We start from the raw sequence: 17416 nt of genomic DNA, 5'->3' as shown, positions 1-17416 counted from the left end.
TACAACAGGTCACTGCGCCCCCAAATATGAACTTAGTTGTTCAACATGCGACCCGTTTGAGTTCTACTCGCCAAGACCGCTCTTGATGAGCTCGATGGCAGCAGCCAGAGCCTCGGCCTCGTCGGCGCCGTCGCACTTGACCTCGACCTCGGTACCGCAGGGGATACCAGCAGCCATGAGGGCCATCGGGGACTTGCCGTTGACCTCCTTCTCGGGGGTGACGACCGTCACGTCACAGGCGTACTTGCCCATGGTGGAGGCGAACAGACCAGCCGGACGCATGTGCAGACCCTGAGGATTAACGAGGGTAGCCTTCTCAGAAACCATAATTGACTCCTTTTTTGTGTTTAACCCCTGTCATGCATGTGGCAGGAGTCAGATTCACGACGTTGTTTATATTAACTCACATCAAACGGTTTTTCATTGTGTTTCGCACGAATTGTTGGACAGTTGTCTGTTCTGTCCGCTTGCTCGCCCCGTACCCCGCGCGCGGACCCATGAGATTTCCTGCTCTACAGTCCTGCTCGCACGAAGAGCACATTAAGTGCTCTTCGGCTCGTGCGGAACTCGCGATAAATCTCATGGCCCCCGCGCGCGGGGTCCGGGGCGAGCAAGCTGCGGAAACTCGGTCGGTCCAAAGTAATATCGTGCGAACGGAATTCTGGCTGATGACTTGTTCGCGACAAAGACTCGATAGGCAGCCCACTCTATGCCCTTTTGTAAGTTGCGGTGAAATAGGGACTGAATTTGGGGTTGAATCGTTTAAACAGTCCCCATTTCACCGTAACTTATGGGAGGGCATAGAAAAAGGCGGGGGCTCCTGGTGGAGTCCTCGCCTTTGTTACAGGGGGCGATGAAATTCGCGAACTGTGGGATTAGATCAGGCGAGCGTTGATCGTCTTGGCGATCTCGGCGGCGTCGGTGGAACCCTTGACGGTGGCACGGAAGTCCTCGTCCATGAGCGCCTCGGCGACCTTGGACAGGATTTTGAGGTGCGTAGTGCCGGCCTGGGCACCGGGGATGAGCAGGGCGATAGCCACGTTGACGGGAGCGCCGTCCATGGTGTCCCAACCGGTCACGCCGGACTCGTCCTTGACGACGATGACGGCAGCCTCGGTAATGGCGTCGGACTTGGCATGCGGGATGGCGAAGCCCTCCATCATGCCCGTGGTGCCCTCGGCCTCGCGGGCCAGGAAGGCGTTCATGACGGCGTCGGCGTCGCCGGCGATACCGGCCTTGACGGCCTGGTTGGAAACGAAGCTCAGAGCCTCGTCACGAGAAGCGAAGTCCTCGGCGACAAAGACATTCTCGACCTTCACGAAGTCGGCAGCCTCGGCCTTGGGGGCCTCGACGGCAGCGGCCTTGGGAGCCTCAACCGGCCTGACTGCAGGAGCGGCCTTCTGGTTCTTCTCGAAGTCGTACTTCTTGAAGGCCACGAACAGGATGCCACCGACCACAGCGCCGATGAGGATCGCGAGGACCCACAGCGGACCGTTCTCGACAACGGGCAGGACCAGGAAGCCACCGTGAGGCGCCGGGTCGTGAACGTTGAACATAATGGTCAGGATCGAAGCGATAGAGGAACCGAGCATCATGATGGGCATGACGGGCCAGATGTTCTTGGTCATGAACGGAATGGCGCCCTCGGTGATGTGGGTGCAACCAAGGATGAGGTTGACGATACCGGCGTCGTGATCCTCCTGGCTGAAGTACTTCTTGCCGACAACGACGGCGAAGGTTGTGATCAGCGGCGGAACGATGCAAGCGGCGGAGACGGCAGCCATGAAGTTGGTGCCGAAGTTGTAGGTATCGGTGCCAACGCCAGCAGCCAGTGCCTCGGTGAGCATAGCGGTACCGGTGACGTAAGCAGCCTTGTTGACCGGGCCACCCATGTCAAAGGCGCACATGCAGCCGATGGCAAGACCCAGGACAACGGCGCCAGAGGCGGACAGGCCCTTGAGGAAGTCCATCATGGCGGTGTTGATGGCAGCCATGGGGCCGGAAATACCGAGCATGGCCAGGCCGACGATAGCCGTCGAGAACAGCGGGTACAGGAAGATGGCCTTGAGGCCGTCCAGGTTCTTGGGCAGACCGGCAAAGACCTTCTCGAGCAGCAGGATGACATAGCCGGCGAGGAAGCCGCCGACGATGCCGCCCAGGAAGCCGAAACCCACGCCGGCGCCACCGGCGTCGATCATACCGGTCTCGGCGTTAACAGGCAGGCCCTGGATGGCGATCATACCGGCAACAAAACCGGGGACGAGCGCAGGACGCTTGCCGATGGATTCGGCGATGTAGGCGGAAAGCACCGGAACCATGAGGTTCATGGCGATGCCGCCGATGATCTTGAGCATCGCAGCAAAGCTGTTGTAGTCAGACGCAGTCGAATCGAAAGACGTAATGCCCCACAGGAACGAGACGGCGGTCAGAACACCACCGGCAACGACGAAGACCAGCATATGGCTGACGCCGTTCATAAGGTGCTTATAGATGACGTGGCCGATAGACTCCTTCTCCTCGACCTCGTCCTCGACATCGGCAGCGGCTGCAACCGTGCCGTCGCTCTTGGCGGCGAGCGCGCGGTCAATCAGCTTACCGGCGGCCTCAACAGACAGGGCCTTGGAAACACCAACGGAAACCATGGGCTTGCCGGCGAAACGCTCAGCCTGGACATCCTTATCGGCTGCGACGACAACGGCCTTGGCGCCAGCGATCTCGCTCTTGGTGAGCTCGTTCTCGACACCGACCTGGCCATGGGTCTCGACCTTAATGGTCAGACCGCGCTCGGCAGCTGCCTTCTCTAGCGCCTCCTTCGCCATGAAGGTGTGCGCGATACCGGTCGGGCAACCGGTGGCGGCGATGATGTCAAACTTAGCCATGTGTCCCTCCTTCTTGAGTACTGCGCCCGCAGGCGCTCCCCTACACGCGCGTCCTTGCGCGCTTTTCCACAACTGAAAGATACCAACCTACCGTCCGCGTGAGAAGAGACAAGGCGCAATTCTCCGGTGAAAGGTTCTTTCATAACCGTAAACGGTAGGTGAAAGTTTACCATCAACACTTGAAACGGCAAGGTGTATCTTGTAATTGAAAATCCCCCTATACTATGACATTACAAAACGAGTCCGATTTTCATGCCAACCAGGAGCCATCCATGACCGATAGTAGCAAGAGCGCACTTTCCCTCATTAGTACCCATCAGGGATACAGCGAGTCCGAGCAGCGTATTGTCGACTATATATTGGAGCACCAGTCCGAGGCGCCACGCCTCACGGCGGCTCAGCTCTCGCGCGCCGCTGCCACGTCCGAAGCGACCGTTTCGCGCTTCTGCCGCAAGCTGGGCTTTGGTAGCTTCCGCAGCTTTCAGTTTTCTCTGGCGAGGGATTTGGAAAGCCAGCGCAACGAGGGCCTGACTGACGAGGTCTCGCTCGACAATATGGAGCAGAGCCTTAAGAACATCCTGGCTGCCAAGGTGAGCGAGCTTAATGCGACCATCGACGGGATCGACCACGATACGTTGGCGGCTGTTGTGCATGCCCTTAAGCATGCAGGGGTTATTGAGTTTGCGGCTGTGGGCAATACGAACACGGTCGCGCTCGATGCGACGTTTAAGTTTTCGCAGCTGGGCCTGCGCTGCATGGCGAGCACCATTAGCGAGACATCAATCGGCTTTGCGCTCACACTACGCCCCGGCGACGTCATCGTGCTCATCTCAAACTCCGGCAAGTCGCGCCGACTGAATCGCATGGCAAAAGCGGCTCGCGACTGCGGTGCCACCGTAGTCGTCATCAGCAGCGACAGCAAGTCTCCACTCGCGCGCCTGGCAGACTACACTTTTAATACCGTCAACCACGAGGCGCTGCTGACGACGGGTGACTTTGCGTTCTCCAAGATCAGCGCCACGATGATCATCGAAGTTATCTACAACTTCCTGCTGCCCGAGATTGAAGACGCTCGCGAACATATCAGCTACTACGAGGAGCTCATCCAGCCGGATAAGGTCGTTGAGTAGGTAAATTGGGGAGCCGATAGACGCCTCTCGTCACGAAACACGCCCATCTACTACGTTTTAACCGCAACCGCCAACCATACACCCAAAATAGAGAAAACCGCAGGCGTTCTACCTGCGGTTTTCTTTTTGCAATTCTTGGCGTGGTTGCCGATGCCCTACCAAACGTAGTAGATGGACCCATTTCGTGGCGGCCGGGTTGGACATGCATGTGGCGGCTCGGCCTAGGCACGCGCCTCCGCAAGCATCTGCCTGGCGTGCGCCAGGCTTGCCTCGGACTGATCGCCGCTGAGCATGCGGGCGATCTCGGCGGTACGCGCTTCGCCGGTTACCTCGTCCAAATGCGTCTGGGGAACATCGCCCGGCTCCTTGCTGACAACATAATGCTTGTCGGCCACGACGGCGACTTGCGCCAAGTGGGTTACGACAATCACTTGATGCGTAGCGGCAAGATCGACCAGCACACCAGCAAGAGCACGAGCCGTGGAGCCGCCGACACCGGCATCGACCTCGTCAAATACCAGTGTGTCGACGCCGTCAGCATTACCCAAGACCACCTTGCTCGCCAGCATGACGCGGCTGAGCTCGCCGCCCGAGGCAATGCGGCGCAGGGGACGCGGCGTCAAGCCGGCACCGCTGCGATACAAAAGCTCGTAGCTTGAAGGACCCGCCGGCGTCCACTCGGCGCGCGGAAGATCACGCGACTCCCAAACGAGCTCGGCGCCGCCCATCTCCAAGCGTGCCATCTGACGACCAACCTCGTGGCAGAAGCGCGGGGCCGCCGTATTGCGAGCGCGCTTAAGCGCCTTGGCGGCAGCGAACAGCTCGCGCTCGGCGCTCCCGAGTGCCTCACGCGCCTTTTTGATCTGCTCATCGCCATCATCGACCAGGGACAGCAGCTCTTGCGAGCGATCGCGCATGGCAAAAACATCGTCCATGGTGGGACCCCACTGACGCAACAGGCCCTTGAGGTCGGAATACCGCTCACGCATGCGAGCGAGCTCGCGCGGGTCGAAGGCGACGCCATCGCGATAGGCACGAAGCTCGTTCGCGCTATCCTCAAGGGAGATGCAGGCATCCGAAAGCGCATCGGCAATGTCGCCCAGTTTGCGATCGACGGTAGCCATACGGGAAAGCTCGGCCACGGCGCTGTTCACGGCATCGAGCGCTCCACCTTCGGCGGCAAGCGATGCATGGGCATCGTTAGCTGTGGCAACCAGTACCTCGGCATGTTCGGAGCGCGGCAGCAGTTCCTCGAGTTCCTCATACTCGCCCGGCTTGGGGTCGACCTCGCCGATGCGCTCGAGGGCAAAGCGAGCCTCCTCGACACGGCTCCCCTGCGCACGCGAGGCTTCCTCCACACGGCGAAGCTCCTTGGCGGCGTCACGCGAAGCCTTAAAACAGGCGCGATACTTCTCGAGCGCCTCAAGCGCTGCGCGCCCAGCCCAGGCATCAACCATGGCAACATGATGCGCCGGATCGAGAAGGCGCTGGTGCTCATGCTGGCCGCACAGATCCATCATCACGCCGACGCGCTCGGAAAGCTCGCGCACGCTGGCGATGCGGCCATCGATCCTGACGCGACTGCGGCCTTCGGCAGAAAGGCTGCGCTGCACGGTGAAACCCTCCGAGTCGTGCGGGCCATCGAACAAGCGCGCCTCGACGCTGGCAAGCTCCTCTCCCTCGCGCACCGTCGACGAATCTGCACGCTCGCCCAATATGAGCTTGAGCGCCGAAAGCAGAGCGGTCTTACCGGCACCAGTCTCGCCGGTTAGGACAGTCAGGCCAGCACTCGGAACCAACGTCGCCTCGCGAATGAGTGCAATGTTAGAAACCTGCAGCTCATCGATCATGACGCACTCCGTAGAACACGCGGCTCACCGAGTTATAGAAGCTCTCGGGGCCGTAATCCAGCAGCAGCACATCGCCGGGACCACGACGCACGGCCACGCTCTCGACCGTGCCATCGCAGGTAATAAACTGCCCGTCGATGGCAATCGCCGGCACGCTCGGGCGATCATCGGACATAAAGATCTCGACGACATCACTCGGCGAGGTCAAAAAAGCGCGAGCCTGAATGGTATGCGGAGCGATGGGCACACAGACCATACCCGTGTAATCGGGGCTGACAATGGGGCCGCCGGCGGAAAGCGCGTAGCCGGTGGAGCCGGTCGCCGTCGAAACAACGACACCGTCGCCGCGAAGGCGGTCGATATGATGGCCGGACACCGTGATGTCAAATTCGACCATATCGGACAGGGGACCGCGCGTAAGTGCCATATCGTTGAGGGCAAACGTGCGCACGACATCCTTCGCGCCGTCTTCGCGCACGGACACAATATCCGCGGCGATGGTGGCGCGGCGGCTCACGTGGAGCTCGCCGGACAGAGCATCGCTCACAACCTGCAGAATGTCGCGCTCCTCGGGGCTCGCAGCAGTTAAAAAGCCCAGGTGACCATAGGAAAGACCAAGGATAGGAATCTCGCGATGGTTGAGGATGCGGGCAGCGCGCAGCAACGTGCCGTCGCCGCCGAGCGTAATGACCAGATCGGAGCCATCAATATCAGGCGTGCTTTGAATCTTCGATCGCTGGTCGGCAGCCCATGCGACCTCGTAGCCCTGGCGCGAAAGCCAAAGCTCGAGCATCAGGCCGCTCTCGACCGCCTCTTGCTTGTAGTAATTGGGGACCAGAAAGACCTTCATAGCGTTGCAGCTTTCTCGCTCAAAGCCGATACCTGGGATTGAAGCTCATCGTCGGCGCGCTCCCCGGGGACAAACCTTGTGCCGTACAGGAAAAACTCAACGTTGCCCTTGGCACCATGAATGGGTGACACGCACACATCGACCGGGAACAGGCCCTTGGCGGCAAAAAGCTCAATCGCCGCCACGAGTGTATCGCGGCGGACGGCGGAGTCGGTCACGATACCGCCGTCGCCCACCAGCGCAGCCGGCGCCTCAAACTGGGGCTTTACGAGCGCGCAGAACGAACCCGAAGGCTTCAGGCACGCCAGCACGGCGTCGATGATATTCGCGATGCTGGTAAACGAGACATCACATACAGCCAGGTCGATGGCACCGGCATAGCCAAGCTCAGGCAGCTGCGTCACGTTTGTGCGCTCATGCAGCGTCACGCGATCGTCCTGACGCAACGACCAATCAAACTGGGCGCGACCCACGTCCACCGAGACAACGGTCGCAGCTCCGCGCTTGAGCAGACAATCGGTAAAGCCGCCGGTAGAGCAGCCTACGTCCAGGCAGACAAGGCCCGTCGGGTCGATACAAAACGCATCGAGCGCACCCTCGAGCTTAAGGCCGCCGCGCCCAACGTACGGAATGCGCCCCTTCACGTGCAGAGGCAAGCCCGGGGTCACCTTAAGGCCCGGCGAAGTCAAGCGCTCGCCGCCACTCGAGACCAGGCCGGCCATAAGAGTGCGAAGGGCATCCGCGCGATCGGCGCAGATGCCCTGTGAAATCAGTTCGTCATCAAGACGCACGCGTTTCATGAATGCCATCAACCATTCGTATCCGGAGATGCGGCTAACTATCCTGGGATTCGTTTGCCGCATCCTCATCGTATTCCTGTTCGAGCTTATCGGCCTCACGCGGCGTCAGCTCAAACTTGTCGACCATATCGACCGCGCGGGAGCCCAGCTCAATCGCTTCGTCAAACAGATCGAGTGAACGCTCCAAGGACGTATCCTTGGAGCGAACGGTAGCGATGATCTGGTCCAGACGGTCCGAGATCTCGTCAAAGTTACGGACAGAACCCTCTGGCATGGCTACTCCTCGACGGAGTCGGCCTCGACGGCCTCAGCAGCGTCCATATCCTCGGCAAGTACACCGGCGGTAGCCTGAGCGGCAGCGACCTTGGCGGCAGCCTCAGCAGCCTGGGCCTCCTCGCGAGCGCGATCCTCGGCCAGCAGTTCCTGGTACAGGTCCTCACCCGGCAACTCCTCGCTGCGCGCGATCTTGCCCAGCACGCCGTTGACGAACGACGCGGACTGGTCGGTGCCATAGGCCTTGGCAAGTTCGACGGCCTCGTTGATCACGATAGCGTCCGAGACCTCTTCGTCGGTGAGGAAGCGCATCTCGTAGACGGCGATACGCAGCAGATTGCGGTCGGCGCCGGGCATGCGCATAAGATCCCAGTTCTTGGCGACGGCGCGCAGGGCACAGTCGATGCGATCGATATGCTCGTAGGCACCGCGGCACAGCTCCAGCGCATAGGGGTCGAGGGGGCCCTTCGAGATCAGGAAATCGCCCTCGAGGACGCGCTCGAGCGGGCTGTCCGTGGCCTCGGCCTGGAACAGCAGCTGCAGCGCCTGACTGCGGGCAAGCGTACGCCCGCGATAAACCTTAAGGCTCAAAGGTTACTCCTTGGGGAAAACGAGGCCGTCGATGCAAACGTCAACGCGCTCGACCTCAACGCCCACCTGGGCATCGATGGCAGCGACCACGGCAGCGCGAACGGCCTCGGCGAGTTTCTTGAACGGATAGCCAAAGAACACCACAACGCGCACGGTGAGTGCGAGCTTGTCGCCGACGACCTCGGTCTCGACCGCCGGCTCGGAAGCCGGGGCCTTGGACGAGAGCATCATGGAGACAAGGTTGGTGGCAAGGTCCTTGACGCCAACGGAGGCGATGCCCTCGACATCCGACACGGCGCGCGAGACGATGGCGGTCAGAACATCGGGCGAAATGCCGATGCCGTCAATCTTGATTTCCTGGGGCATGAGTCCTCCTAGAAGAGTTGGTTGCTAGACGCGGGAGACGAACTTGCCGTCGCGGGTGTCAACCTTGATGACCTCGCCCTCGTTGAGGTACATGGGGACCTGGATGACAGCGCCGGTGTCAATCGTGGCCGGCTTGGTGGAACCCTGGACGGTGTCGCCCTTAAAGCCCGGGTCGGTCTGGACGATGGTGGTCTCGATGAACATCGGCGGGGTCACGCCCATGAGCTCATCGTCGGCGAAGAGCAGCTGGCAAATGTCGTTCTCGCGCAGCCACTTGGAGTTCTCGCCCACCATGTCGTCGGGAACGGGAACCTGCTCATAGGACTCGTTGTCCATGAAGATGTAGTCGGTGCCATCGTTGTAGAGGTACTGGAACTCACGGGTGGTGAGCATGACGCTCTCGAACTTGGTGCCGGCGTTGCAGGTGTTCTCGACGACGCGGCCGCTCTTGATGTCGCGGGTCTTGTAGCGCACAAAAGCGCCACCCTTGCCCGGCTTGACATGCTGGAACTCGACGATGGTGTAGACCTTGTCCTTAATGCGGAGACCGAGGCCGTTCTTGAAGTCGGCGGTAGAAATGGTAGGCATAGCGACCTTTCTTGTTATGGGCAGAACGCACAAGCGTCCAAATTACATACGACCGAAATTATACACTTGCAGACGGCGCCTGCAGCGAGCGCATAAAAAGAGAACGCGGGGCGTCCGAATTGCTCCGGACGCCCCGCCCCAAAAATCTATCGAAATGGGCTAGCAATCGATGACGTGCAGGTCGTGCGGGGTCTTGGTGAAGGGCTCATATCCGTTCTCGGTGACGACGCCGTAGTCCTCCAGGCGCACGCCGCCCACACCGGGCAGGTAGACGCCGGGCTCCATGGTGACAACCGAGCCGACCTCGATGATGTTCTTGCTGCGGTTAAAGTTGGGCAGCTCGTGGATGTCGATACCAACGCCGTGGCCCAGGCCATGGTTGTAGTAATCGCCATAACCGGCATCGCCGATGATCTTCTTGGAAAGCTTGAAAATGTCGTTGCCCTCGACGCCCGGATGGATGGCGGCGACGCACTCCTCGTGCGTACGGCGCACGAGCGCGTACAGGTCGAGCTGTTCCTGGGTAGGCTCGCCCATCACGACAGTGCGCGTCATGTCGGAACGATAATCGCAGTAGCCCGCGCCGTAATCCATGAGGACGAAGTCGCCCTTCTCGATGACACGGTCACTCGGCACGGCATGCGGGTTGGCGGTGTTGGGACCGCTCGCCACAATGGAACCGAAGGCCAGGCTGTCGGCGCCGTTGGCGAACATAAAGTTCTCGAGCTCGTTGCGAACCTGCTTCTCGGTCATACCGGGTTTAATAAAGCCGAGCATATGCTGGAAGGCGGCATCGGTGATCGACTGCGCATGGCGCATGAGCTCGATCTCCTCGGCATCCTTGATGGCGCGCATCTTGCGGATGTCGTCGTGCATCAACGGCAGCATACAGGCGACAGAGCGGTCCTCCAGGCCGCGCTGAATGCCCTGGTAGAAGTTAATCTGCATGTCATCCTCGACAGCGCAGACGCGGCACTTGTTGGCCGCGATCTTGCCGGCGACCCAGCCGGGAATGGTGCCCTCGTCCATGTCGTAGACCCAGGGGCTGCCGGCGGGCGTGTTCTCCTCAAAGCTGTTGAGGTAGCGCGAGTCGGTGTGGAACAGGCACTGGTCAGCCGTAATAAACGCGGCGTGCGGGAACTCGAAGGTGTAGTCGAAGACGCCCTTCACGCCCGTGAGCCAACGAAGGTTAGCCTCGTCGCGCACCACGATGGCATCGTAGCCACGCTCGACCATCAGGGCACGGACACGCTCGATACGACCGGCAGGACCGGCAGCAAACTCAGACATGCAGTTTCCTTTCTTGTTGTCTCTATATAGACGGGACGGGTCTCAACCGAACGACGGAATCGCATGCGATCCGCAACCGATTGAAAACCCGCCCCTCAACATGATACGAAAGACGATGGATGTCAATAAATCCTAGAGAAGATCTTTGCGAGAAGCCAAGTAGGCGTGAACATGGCGCTCAAGAACCTCGTCCTCAACGCTCGTTAGACGAATGGCGCCGAGTGCCGCGGGCAGCGGCAACATGCTACGGTTTGAGCGGGCAAACTGCTGCCTGCGGAACTCCTCGATATATGCGACAGGCTCCAGATCGAAGGCAAGTTCCTCGATACCAAAGTCCTCCAGGCAGTCATCGACCTCAAAAACGTAATCGATATCGAAGTCGCAGGCATCATGGGCGAGGCGCGCCTCAAAGCGCATGCCCTCGGACGACAGCTGGTAGGCAGGGACCTGCGAAGCGGCATCGCCCAAGCAGGCGCGCAGGGTGCGCTCCCCCGTCTTGCCAAAATCGAGCGCATGGCGGGCGCTCGGGTTCGTGGCCATCAGTACGTCCTTGCGGGCAGTCTGAGACCACTGAACGGCATTGACGAGCGCAACCTCCTCGCCCGAGAGAATCTCGGGGACGGTCTCAGTAAACTGATTCCAGCGGGACTTGCTGCTCGAAAGCATGGTGACAACGAGCACCGCATAGCCGAGCTTGAGATCCTCGGGGTCCGCCTCGCGTACAAGGTCGAGGTCACACACGACCAAGCCCGGCTCGGGACGGAACGCGATAGCGGGAAGCGCATGCGCCGACGAGGCGACGAGCGGCTTCATGGTCGTCGCGACCGTGAGCATGGCGTCGAACGTCGTCGGCAGCAAGGCGCACTCGGTGCGACCGCACCACTGATTGGCACACCAGCAAACGACCGAGCAGGTCGCCGTGTCGCCGACAGCGACAACGAGATCGTCGCAGGTAATGCCGTTAGCCGACAGGGCGCCAAAGACGGTATCGGCATCGGCAAGAGTAGCACCAGCAGGGGAAACCTCGAGGACGAGCAGCGACACGGCAAAACCGGCGTCAACCAGTGCATGCTCGACAACCTCGCCAAATCGCTCGGATGTGGCGTCGTTCCAAACCACCATCGCGCGCTTGGGCTTGCCCACAGCCGAGGCAAACATGCGCGGCAGCTCCTCGAACGCGCCCAATCCGACGCGGACATCGACGCTGCGGTTTTGGAAATTGATAAGTTGACGGCGAATCATAGCAGTCCACGCTCCAAAAGCATCTCGGCACAAAGGTAGGAAACGTCCTCGAAGGACTTGTTGCGAATATCAAGGGTAATATCGGCGGCCCGGCGATACAGCGGACGGCGATGCTCAAACAGGCGCGCAGCGTGCTCGGGCGAGCGGAAATCGGGCCGGGTATCGGAGCGGCGAATCTGGCGCAACGAGTCCTCAAAGTCGCCTTCGAGGTACACACAGGTACCCATCTCGTGCATCAGCTCAATGTTCACCGGCGTCTCGACGATGCCACCCCCGCACGATACCAGCAGGCTGCGCTCGCTTTGAAGCGAACGGAGTGCCGAGGTCTCGAGTTCACGAAAACGATCCTCGCCCTCGGTCTCAAATATCTCGGTCACCGACTTGCCGCATCGACGCACAACCAAACGATCGGTATCGACGAATCGACGCTTGAACATAGTGCCCACGTTGCGCGCAAGCGTCGACTTGCCCGCGCCCAAAAAGCCGATAAAGAAGATATGGTCGCAGCCGTGTTTGATGTGCTGAGACATGGCGAAACCTATTCCTCGCAGGGAAGGTCGCGCAGGGCCCGGCGCTCAAAGATACGGAAGATCTGCGTGTACCACAGGTCCTGGGTCGCCTGCGGCTTGACCAGAATAGTGTCAACGCCGGCAAAATTACCGCTCCACACGTCCGTGTACAGCTGATCGCCGATCAGCACCGCCTCGTCTGTCGTGGCGCCCAGACGCTTAAGACCCGCCTTCAGGGCAAACGGGGCGGGCTTCATGGCGTGGCTGATAGCCTCGAGCCCCAGCTCGCGCGCCGATGCCATGACCTGGTCGCGATGCCAGTTATTGGACACCATACACAGCTTAAAGCCCTTGGCATGGGCGGCTTCGAGCCAAGCTGAAACCGCAGCGGGAACCTGCTCGGTATCGCGCGGCACCAGAGTGTTATCGCGGTCGAGTAGAATGGCGCGTTTGCCGTCGGCCCACAGGGTATCGAGGTCGATGCGGTCAACTGAGGCAACATATCGTTTGGGGCTAAAAATCCTCATGATCAATTCCAAGACTGTTGGTGCTCTTCGTAGGTCTTCGAGAAATACTCCTCGTCCTGTGTAATGTAGAAATACAGGTCATCAGAGTCGGTCGGCTCAAGGCTAGCCTTGAGCGCCTCGAGCGACGGAGAGCAGATGGGCGTGGGCGGCAGGCCTTCATGCTTATAGGTGTTATACGGACTATCGCTCTGCAGGTCGTCGGCGGTAACCTCGCCGCCGGTGACATACATCATGGTCGCATCGCTATTGAGGTAACGCAGGCCATCGAGCTTGCCCGCCAGACGGTTATAGAAAACCGAAGCCACATGCGCGCGCTGATCGGCGTTGAGGCCCTCGCGCTCGACGATCGAGGCAAGGTTAACGATGTCGTAATCGGACATCTCCACGCCATAGCGCTCCTTGATCTTGGCCTCGCAGCTGGCAAAGTCAAGCGACTTATACTCGGCGTTGAACTGGTCAAGCATGGCGCGAATCACATCATCGGCAGACGGGTCCTTACCCAACGAATAGGTCTTGGGGAATAGGAAGCCCTCGAGCGAATCGTTCGCGGCATCTTTAAGGAAAGCGTAATCATTCACATAATTGCTCGCCTTGGCCTGGTTAAGGAAGTCTTCCTTGGAGATGCTGTCGTATGCCGCGGCCACGCGATCGGCGACCTGGTCGACCGTTAGGCCCTCAGGGATAGTCAGCGCATCGGAGCCGGCATTGGGCCCCTCCATGAGCTGCTGGACAACCTTGGTCGCGTCCATGAGCGTGGTAAACGAGTAGGCGCCAGGCTTAAGCGACATATCGGCATTGAGCTTTTTGACCGCCGCATAATAATCCTTGGGGTCTTCGACGATATGGTTCTCGGAGAGAATCGAAGCGATGGTATCACCCGAGGCGCCATCGGGAATCGTGATAGTAACTTGCTGGCCAGCAGCAACTTTCGCATCCTCGCCGGCAAAGAAGCCCTTGACGGCTGGCACGACAAAGAAAACGATCGCGACAAGTGCAAGCACGGCGATGACGCCACCGATAATCATAGGCACCGGAGAGCTTTTCTTTTGGACGCCACGGCGGGCATGCGTGTTATAGCTCGAGCGCGTGGCCGGAGCTACGCCATGTGTGCCGTGAGCATGATGTGTACGCGCATGCGATTGAGGCGCCTGCGCACGCTGCGTGGGCGCCTGCTGCTTAAAGCGGGTACCGCTTGCGGGCCGGGCTACGCGGGCAGCGGGCTGTTGGGCAGGACGCTGAGCAGATTGTGCTGCACGAGAGGAGGGCTGTGCGGGACGAGCAGCAGGCTGAGCCGCACGCTGCGTCGGTTGCATCGGACGCTGGCCGGACGATACAGGGCGCGGCGTAGGCTGCCCCTGGCGATTCGGCTGGCGCGGATCGGAAGCGCTAGGCATGCGAAACCTCCTCGTTTTTGCGATCGAGCCACGTCTGCAAGAACAGGCTGGCGGCGATCATGTCAATCTTGCCCCTCATCTGCTTTTCGTTGAGTCCCTGCTCGCGCAGGATACGCTTTGCCTCTTGCGAGGACAGGCGCTCATCCTCAAACTCAAGCGGAAGATCGAGCTCTTGGGCAATCTTTTGCGCAACGGCGGCAACGCGCTCGGCCTGGGGGCCGGGCTCACCGGCCATGGTCAAGGGACGTCCGCTTACCAGGATATCGGGCTCATAGTCCTCAACCAGGTAACGGAACGTCTTGGCCATGCCAGTGACCTCGGCAGCCGGGAGCACCTTGACGGGCATTGCCATCTTGCCATCACGGCTAGAGACGGCAATGCCAATCCGGGTCTCCCCTATGTCCAGCGCGAGCGCGACCACAGCGACTACTTAAGCGCCGAGCGCGGTCTTGGCAGCCGCGAGGGCATCGGCGATACCGGCAGCATTCTTGCCGCCAGCCTGGGCCATGTTGGGACGACCGCCACCACGACCGTCGACCAGGCCCGCGATCTGCTTGATCACGTTACCGGCGTGGAAACCGGCCTTGACGGCGTCATCGGAGCCGGCAGCGAGCAGGGCCGGGGTGCCCTTTTCGGTCACGCTAGCGACGACGCAGGCGACGGGGCCGGCGACCTTCTGGTGCACGGTATCCCAGACGTTGCGCAGGTCGGCAGCTTCAAGGCCCTGGAGCTCAGCGACGACGAGCTTGTAGCCATTGACCTCGACGGCACCCTCGATGGCGCCGGAGATGGCGTCGGAAGAGCCACCGGTGAGTGCCTTCTTGAGCTTGTTGGAAGTCTCGCGCAGCTCGGCCTGCAGGTTCTCCACGCGGGCGGGAACCTCGTCAACGCGGCACTTGAGCGCAGCGGCAGCGGCGTCAACGAGCGCCAGGCGGTCGGCCATGTAATCGAGGGCGCCCTTGGAGGTCACGGCCTCGATACGGCGGACGTTGGAGCCCGTGGAAGACTCGGAGATGATCTTGAACAGACCGATCTCGGCGGTGTTGGCGGCATGCGTGCCACCGCAGAGCTCGCGGGAGAACGGCTGGTCCTCGGCGCCCACGGAGACAACGCGGACGACGTCGCCGTACTTCTCGCCAAAGAGGGCGACAGCACCGGCGGCCTTGGCCTCGTCGATGCCCATGACGCGGGTCACAACCGGCTTGGAAGCGAAGATCTGCTGGTTGACCAGGTCCTCGACAGCCTTGAGCTGCTCGGAGGACAGAGCCTCGAAGTGCGTGAAGTCAAAGCGCAGGTGCTCGGGCGTCACCAACGAGCCAGCCTGGGAGACATGCTCGCCCAGGACCTGCTTAAGCGCGGCGTCGAGCAGGTGCGTGGCGGTGTGGTTGCGACGCAGGAAGCCACGGCGCTCGGCGTCGAGCGCGGCGGTCACGGTAGCACCAACGGTCAGCGTGCCCTCGGCGACGTGGGCGACGTGGGCATACAGGCCGTTGTGGTTCTTGGTATCGGAAATGGTCAGCGCAACGCCCTCGGCGGAAAGCTCGCCGGCGTCGCCCTGCTGGCCACCCATCTCGGCATAGAACGGGGTGCGGTCGAGCACGACCTCGACGTCCTCGCCGGCGGCAACGGACTCGACGGACTCGCCGTTGCTCACGATGGCGACAACCTTGGCGCCATCGATGACGTCGTTGTCATAGCCGTCGAACTCGGTCGCGGCAACCTTGTCGGAAAGCTCGACCCACACGTCGTTAAAGCTACCCCAGGCATCGCCCTTAGCGTTGGCGCGGGCGCGGGCCTTCTGGTCCTCCATGCAAGCGGTAAAGCCATCCATGTCGACGTCGTGACCGGCGGTGCCGGCGATCTCGACAGTCAGGTCAATGGGGAAACCAAAGGTGTCGTGAAGCTTAAAGGCAACATCGCCCGGAAGGACAGCGCCGTCGGCGAGCGCGGCCAGGGCCTCGTCCAGGTAAACGCGGCCGTTATCGAGCGTCGTTGAGAAACGCTCCTCCTCGGAGGCGACGATGCCCTTAACGAGCGCGACGTTCTTGAGCAGCTCGGGATAAGCCTCGCCCATCTGAGCGTTGACCTCGTCGATAAACTTGGTCAGGAAGGCGCCCTCGATGCCCAGCAGACGACCGTGGAACACGGCACGACGGAGCAGGCGGCGCAGGACGTACTCGCGGCCCTCGTTACCGGGCAGGATGCCGTCCGAGATCATAAAGTCGACGGCACGGGAGTGGTCGGCGATGATGCGCAGGGAGCGGCTGGCACCGGAGTAATCGTCGGCGTCATAGGTCTTGCCGCTGATCTTCTCACCGAGCTTGATGAGGTGCTGCATCAGATCGCCGTCGTAGTTAGCGGTCTTGTGCTGCATGATAGCGGCCATGCGCTCCAGACCCATGCCCGTATCGAGGTTGCGGTGCGGCAGCTCCGGCATGGAGCCGTCCTCCTGGCGGTCGTACTGGGTAAACACGAGGTTCCAGAACTCAAGGAAGCGATCGCAGTCGCAGCCAGGCTTGCAGTCGGGGCTGCCGCAACCGACCTCCTCGCCCATGTCAAAGTAGATCTCGGAGCACGGACCGCAGGGGCCGGTGGGGCCAGCGGCCCAGAAGTTGTCGTCCTCGCCCAGGCGGGAGATGTGATCCTCGGCAACGCCCAGAGAGCGCCACACGTCGTGGGTCTCGTCGTCTTCGGTAAAGACGGTGAAGTACAGGCGGTCGAGCGGCAGCTTGAACTCCTTGGTGATGAGCTCAAAGGCCCAAGCGCAGGCCTGCTGCTTGGAGACGCCGCCAAAGGAGAAGTCGCCGAGCATCTCAAAGAAGGACAGGTGACGGCCGTCCTCACCGATGCAGTCGATGTCGTTGGTGCGGACACACTTCTGGCAGGAGATCGCGCCGATCTCCTTCATGGTCTTCTTGCCCTGGTAGTACTCCTTAAACTGGTTCATGCCGGCGTTGGCAAGCAGCAGCGAAGGATCGTCGGGGACGAGGGACGAAGAAGGATAGAGCTTAAGACCGCGCTCCTCAAAGAAGTTGAGGAACTTGGAGCGGATCTCGGCCGTAGTCATTGACGGGTAGTCAGCACTCATAGAGGGAATCTCCTCGGTTTCACATCGAAACAGTTCAAA

At 60.7% G+C, this 17416-nt stretch carries 17 protein-coding genes; 1 reads left to right on the top strand and 16 read right to left on the bottom strand.

Features of this window, described 5'->3' with window-relative positions; all coding sequences use genetic code 11:
• Positions 1-63: 63 nt before the first annotated feature.
• Together DXC79_RS03480 and DXC79_RS03475 are read right to left on the bottom strand one after the other, a co-directional pair.
• Positions 64-327, bottom strand: a complete 264-nt coding sequence (locus tag DXC79_RS03480) for an HPr family phosphocarrier protein (RefSeq protein WP_022094575.1) — start codon at positions 325-327, stop codon at positions 64-66.
• Between the two features lie 548 nt (positions 328-875).
• Positions 876-2879: a fructose-specific PTS transporter subunit EIIC gene (locus tag DXC79_RS03475; protein WP_117635160.1), complete on the bottom strand. Its 2004-nt coding sequence runs from the start codon at positions 2877-2879 to the stop codon at positions 876-878.
• Positions 2880-3151: 272 nt separating this feature from the next.
• On the opposite strand from DXC79_RS03475, the gene DXC79_RS03470 reads away from it, so the two are divergent.
• Positions 3152-4009 carry a MurR/RpiR family transcriptional regulator gene (locus DXC79_RS03470; protein WP_233502971.1) on the top strand — a complete coding sequence of 286 codons (858 nt, stop codon included), beginning with the start codon at positions 3152-3154 and terminating at the stop codon, positions 4007-4009.
• Between the two features lie 221 nt (positions 4010-4230).
• On the opposite strand, the gene DXC79_RS03465 is transcribed toward DXC79_RS03470, so the two are convergent.
• The 14 genes from DXC79_RS03465 to alaS form a co-directional block, all read right to left on the bottom strand.
• Complete coding sequence (locus DXC79_RS03465) at positions 4231-5859, bottom strand: DNA repair protein RecN (protein ID WP_117635158.1); 1629 nt, start codon at positions 5857-5859, stop codon at positions 4231-4233.
• Positions 5849-6709, bottom strand: coding sequence for an NAD(+)/NADH kinase (locus DXC79_RS03460; RefSeq protein ID WP_117635157.1), 861 nt, complete (start codon positions 6707-6709; stop codon positions 5849-5851). The genes DXC79_RS03465 and DXC79_RS03460 overlap by 11 nt, the downstream gene beginning before the upstream one ends.
• Positions 6706-7509 (bottom strand): TlyA family RNA methyltransferase, encoded by an 804-nt coding sequence (locus DXC79_RS03455; protein WP_117635215.1) that lies wholly within the window; start codon positions 7507-7509, stop codon positions 6706-6708. The genes DXC79_RS03460 and DXC79_RS03455 overlap by 4 nt, the downstream gene beginning before the upstream one ends.
• A 34-nt stretch (positions 7510-7543) precedes the next feature.
• On the bottom strand, positions 7544-7783 hold the full coding sequence (locus DXC79_RS03450; protein WP_006233978.1) for an exodeoxyribonuclease VII small subunit: 240 nt from the start codon (positions 7781-7783) through the stop codon (positions 7544-7546).
• Between the two features lie 2 nt (positions 7784-7785).
• Entirely contained in the window at positions 7786-8373 is a 588-nt protein-coding gene (nusB, locus tag DXC79_RS03445; protein ID WP_117635156.1) for a transcription antitermination factor NusB, read from the bottom strand.
• Between the two features lie 3 nt (positions 8374-8376).
• Positions 8377-8739: an Asp23/Gls24 family envelope stress response protein gene (locus tag DXC79_RS03440; RefSeq protein ID WP_117629319.1), complete on the bottom strand. Its 363-nt coding sequence runs from the start codon at positions 8737-8739 to the stop codon at positions 8377-8379.
• Positions 8740-8763: 24 nt separating this feature from the next.
• On the bottom strand, positions 8764-9327 hold the full coding sequence (gene efp, locus DXC79_RS03435) for an elongation factor P (protein WP_117635155.1): 564 nt from the start codon (positions 9325-9327) through the stop codon (positions 8764-8766).
• Between the two features lie 159 nt (positions 9328-9486).
• On the bottom strand, positions 9487-10617 hold the full coding sequence (locus DXC79_RS03430; protein WP_117635154.1) for a Xaa-Pro peptidase family protein: 1131 nt from the start codon (positions 10615-10617) through the stop codon (positions 9487-9489).
• Between the two features lie 132 nt (positions 10618-10749).
• Positions 10750-11859 carry a hypothetical protein gene (locus DXC79_RS03425; RefSeq protein ID WP_117635153.1) on the bottom strand — a complete coding sequence of 370 codons (1110 nt, stop codon included), beginning with the start codon at positions 11857-11859 and terminating at the stop codon, positions 10750-10752.
• The gene (locus DXC79_RS03420) at positions 11856-12389 is read right to left on the bottom strand and encodes a shikimate kinase (protein ID WP_117635152.1); all 534 of its coding nucleotides are present in this window, start codon (positions 12387-12389) and stop codon (positions 11856-11858) included. Before DXC79_RS03420 ends, DXC79_RS03425 begins: the two co-directional genes overlap by 4 nt.
• Before the next feature lie 8 nt (positions 12390-12397).
• On the bottom strand, positions 12398-12895 hold the full coding sequence (locus tag DXC79_RS03415; RefSeq protein ID WP_117635151.1) for a YqeG family HAD IIIA-type phosphatase: 498 nt from the start codon (positions 12893-12895) through the stop codon (positions 12398-12400).
• A 2-nt stretch (positions 12896-12897) separates the two neighbouring features.
• Positions 12898-14289 carry an endolytic transglycosylase MltG gene (gene mltG / locus DXC79_RS03410; protein WP_233502970.1) on the bottom strand — a complete coding sequence of 464 codons (1392 nt, stop codon included), beginning with the start codon at positions 14287-14289 and terminating at the stop codon, positions 12898-12900.
• Positions 14282-14710, bottom strand: coding sequence for a Holliday junction resolvase RuvX (ruvX, locus tag DXC79_RS03405; protein WP_117583450.1), 429 nt, complete (start codon positions 14708-14710; stop codon positions 14282-14284). Before ruvX ends, mltG begins: the two co-directional genes overlap by 8 nt.
• Positions 14711-14719: 9 nt before the next feature.
• Complete coding sequence (gene alaS / locus DXC79_RS03400; RefSeq protein WP_117635149.1) at positions 14720-17377, bottom strand: alanine--tRNA ligase; 2658 nt, start codon at positions 17375-17377, stop codon at positions 14720-14722.
• Between the last annotated feature and the right edge of the window lie 39 nt (positions 17378-17416).

This window comes from Collinsella sp. TF08-11AT (genome assembly GCF_003437035.1).
GTDB lineage: Bacteria > Actinomycetota > Coriobacteriia > Coriobacteriales > Coriobacteriaceae > Collinsella.
Note: the sequence above shows the minus strand (reverse complement) of the source record. Positions and strands in the feature narration are given on the sequence as shown.

Bases quoted from the DNA above. Each gene is read 5' to 3' on its own strand.
- DXC79_RS03440 (WP_117629319.1), bottom strand. From the start codon at position 8,739: ATGCCCCAGGAAATCAAGATTGACGGCATCGGCATTTCGCCCGATGTT.
- DXC79_RS03460 (WP_117635157.1), bottom strand. From the start codon at position 6,709: ATGAAGGTCTTTCTGGTCCCCAATTACTACAAGCAAGAGGCGGTCGAG.
- efp (WP_117635155.1), bottom strand. From the start codon at position 9,327: ATGCCTACCATTTCTACCGCCGACTTCAAGAACGGCCTCGGTCTCCGC.
- mltG (WP_233502970.1), bottom strand. From the start codon at position 14,289: ATGCCTAGCGCTTCCGATCCGCGCCAGCCGAATCGCCAGGGGCAGCCT.
- DXC79_RS03455 (WP_117635215.1), bottom strand. From the start codon at position 7,509: ATGAAACGCGTGCGTCTTGATGACGAACTGATTTCACAGGGCATCTGC.
- DXC79_RS03480 (WP_022094575.1), bottom strand. From the start codon at position 327: ATGGTTTCTGAGAAGGCTACCCTCGTTAATCCTCAGGGTCTGCACATG.
- DXC79_RS03415 (WP_117635151.1), bottom strand. From the start codon at position 12,895: ATGAGGATTTTTAGCCCCAAACGATATGTTGCCTCAGTTGACCGCATC.
- DXC79_RS03450 (WP_006233978.1), bottom strand. From the start codon at position 7,783: ATGCCAGAGGGTTCTGTCCGTAACTTTGACGAGATCTCGGACCGTCTG.
- DXC79_RS03430 (WP_117635154.1), bottom strand. From the start codon at position 10,617: ATGTCTGAGTTTGCTGCCGGTCCTGCCGGTCGTATCGAGCGTGTCCGT.
- DXC79_RS03465 (WP_117635158.1), bottom strand. From the start codon at position 5,859: ATGATCGATGAGCTGCAGGTTTCTAACATTGCACTCATTCGCGAGGCG.
- DXC79_RS03470 (WP_233502971.1), top strand. From the start codon at position 3,152: ATGACCGATAGTAGCAAGAGCGCACTTTCCCTCATTAGTACCCATCAG.
- DXC79_RS03425 (WP_117635153.1), bottom strand. From the start codon at position 11,859: ATGATTCGCCGTCAACTTATCAATTTCCAAAACCGCAGCGTCGATGTC.
- DXC79_RS03475 (WP_117635160.1), bottom strand. From the start codon at position 2,879: ATGGCTAAGTTTGACATCATCGCCGCCACCGGTTGCCCGACCGGTATC.
- alaS (WP_117635149.1), bottom strand. From the start codon at position 17,377: ATGAGTGCTGACTACCCGTCAATGACTACGGCCGAGATCCGCTCCAAG.
- DXC79_RS03420 (WP_117635152.1), bottom strand. From the start codon at position 12,389: ATGTCTCAGCACATCAAACACGGCTGCGACCATATCTTCTTTATCGGC.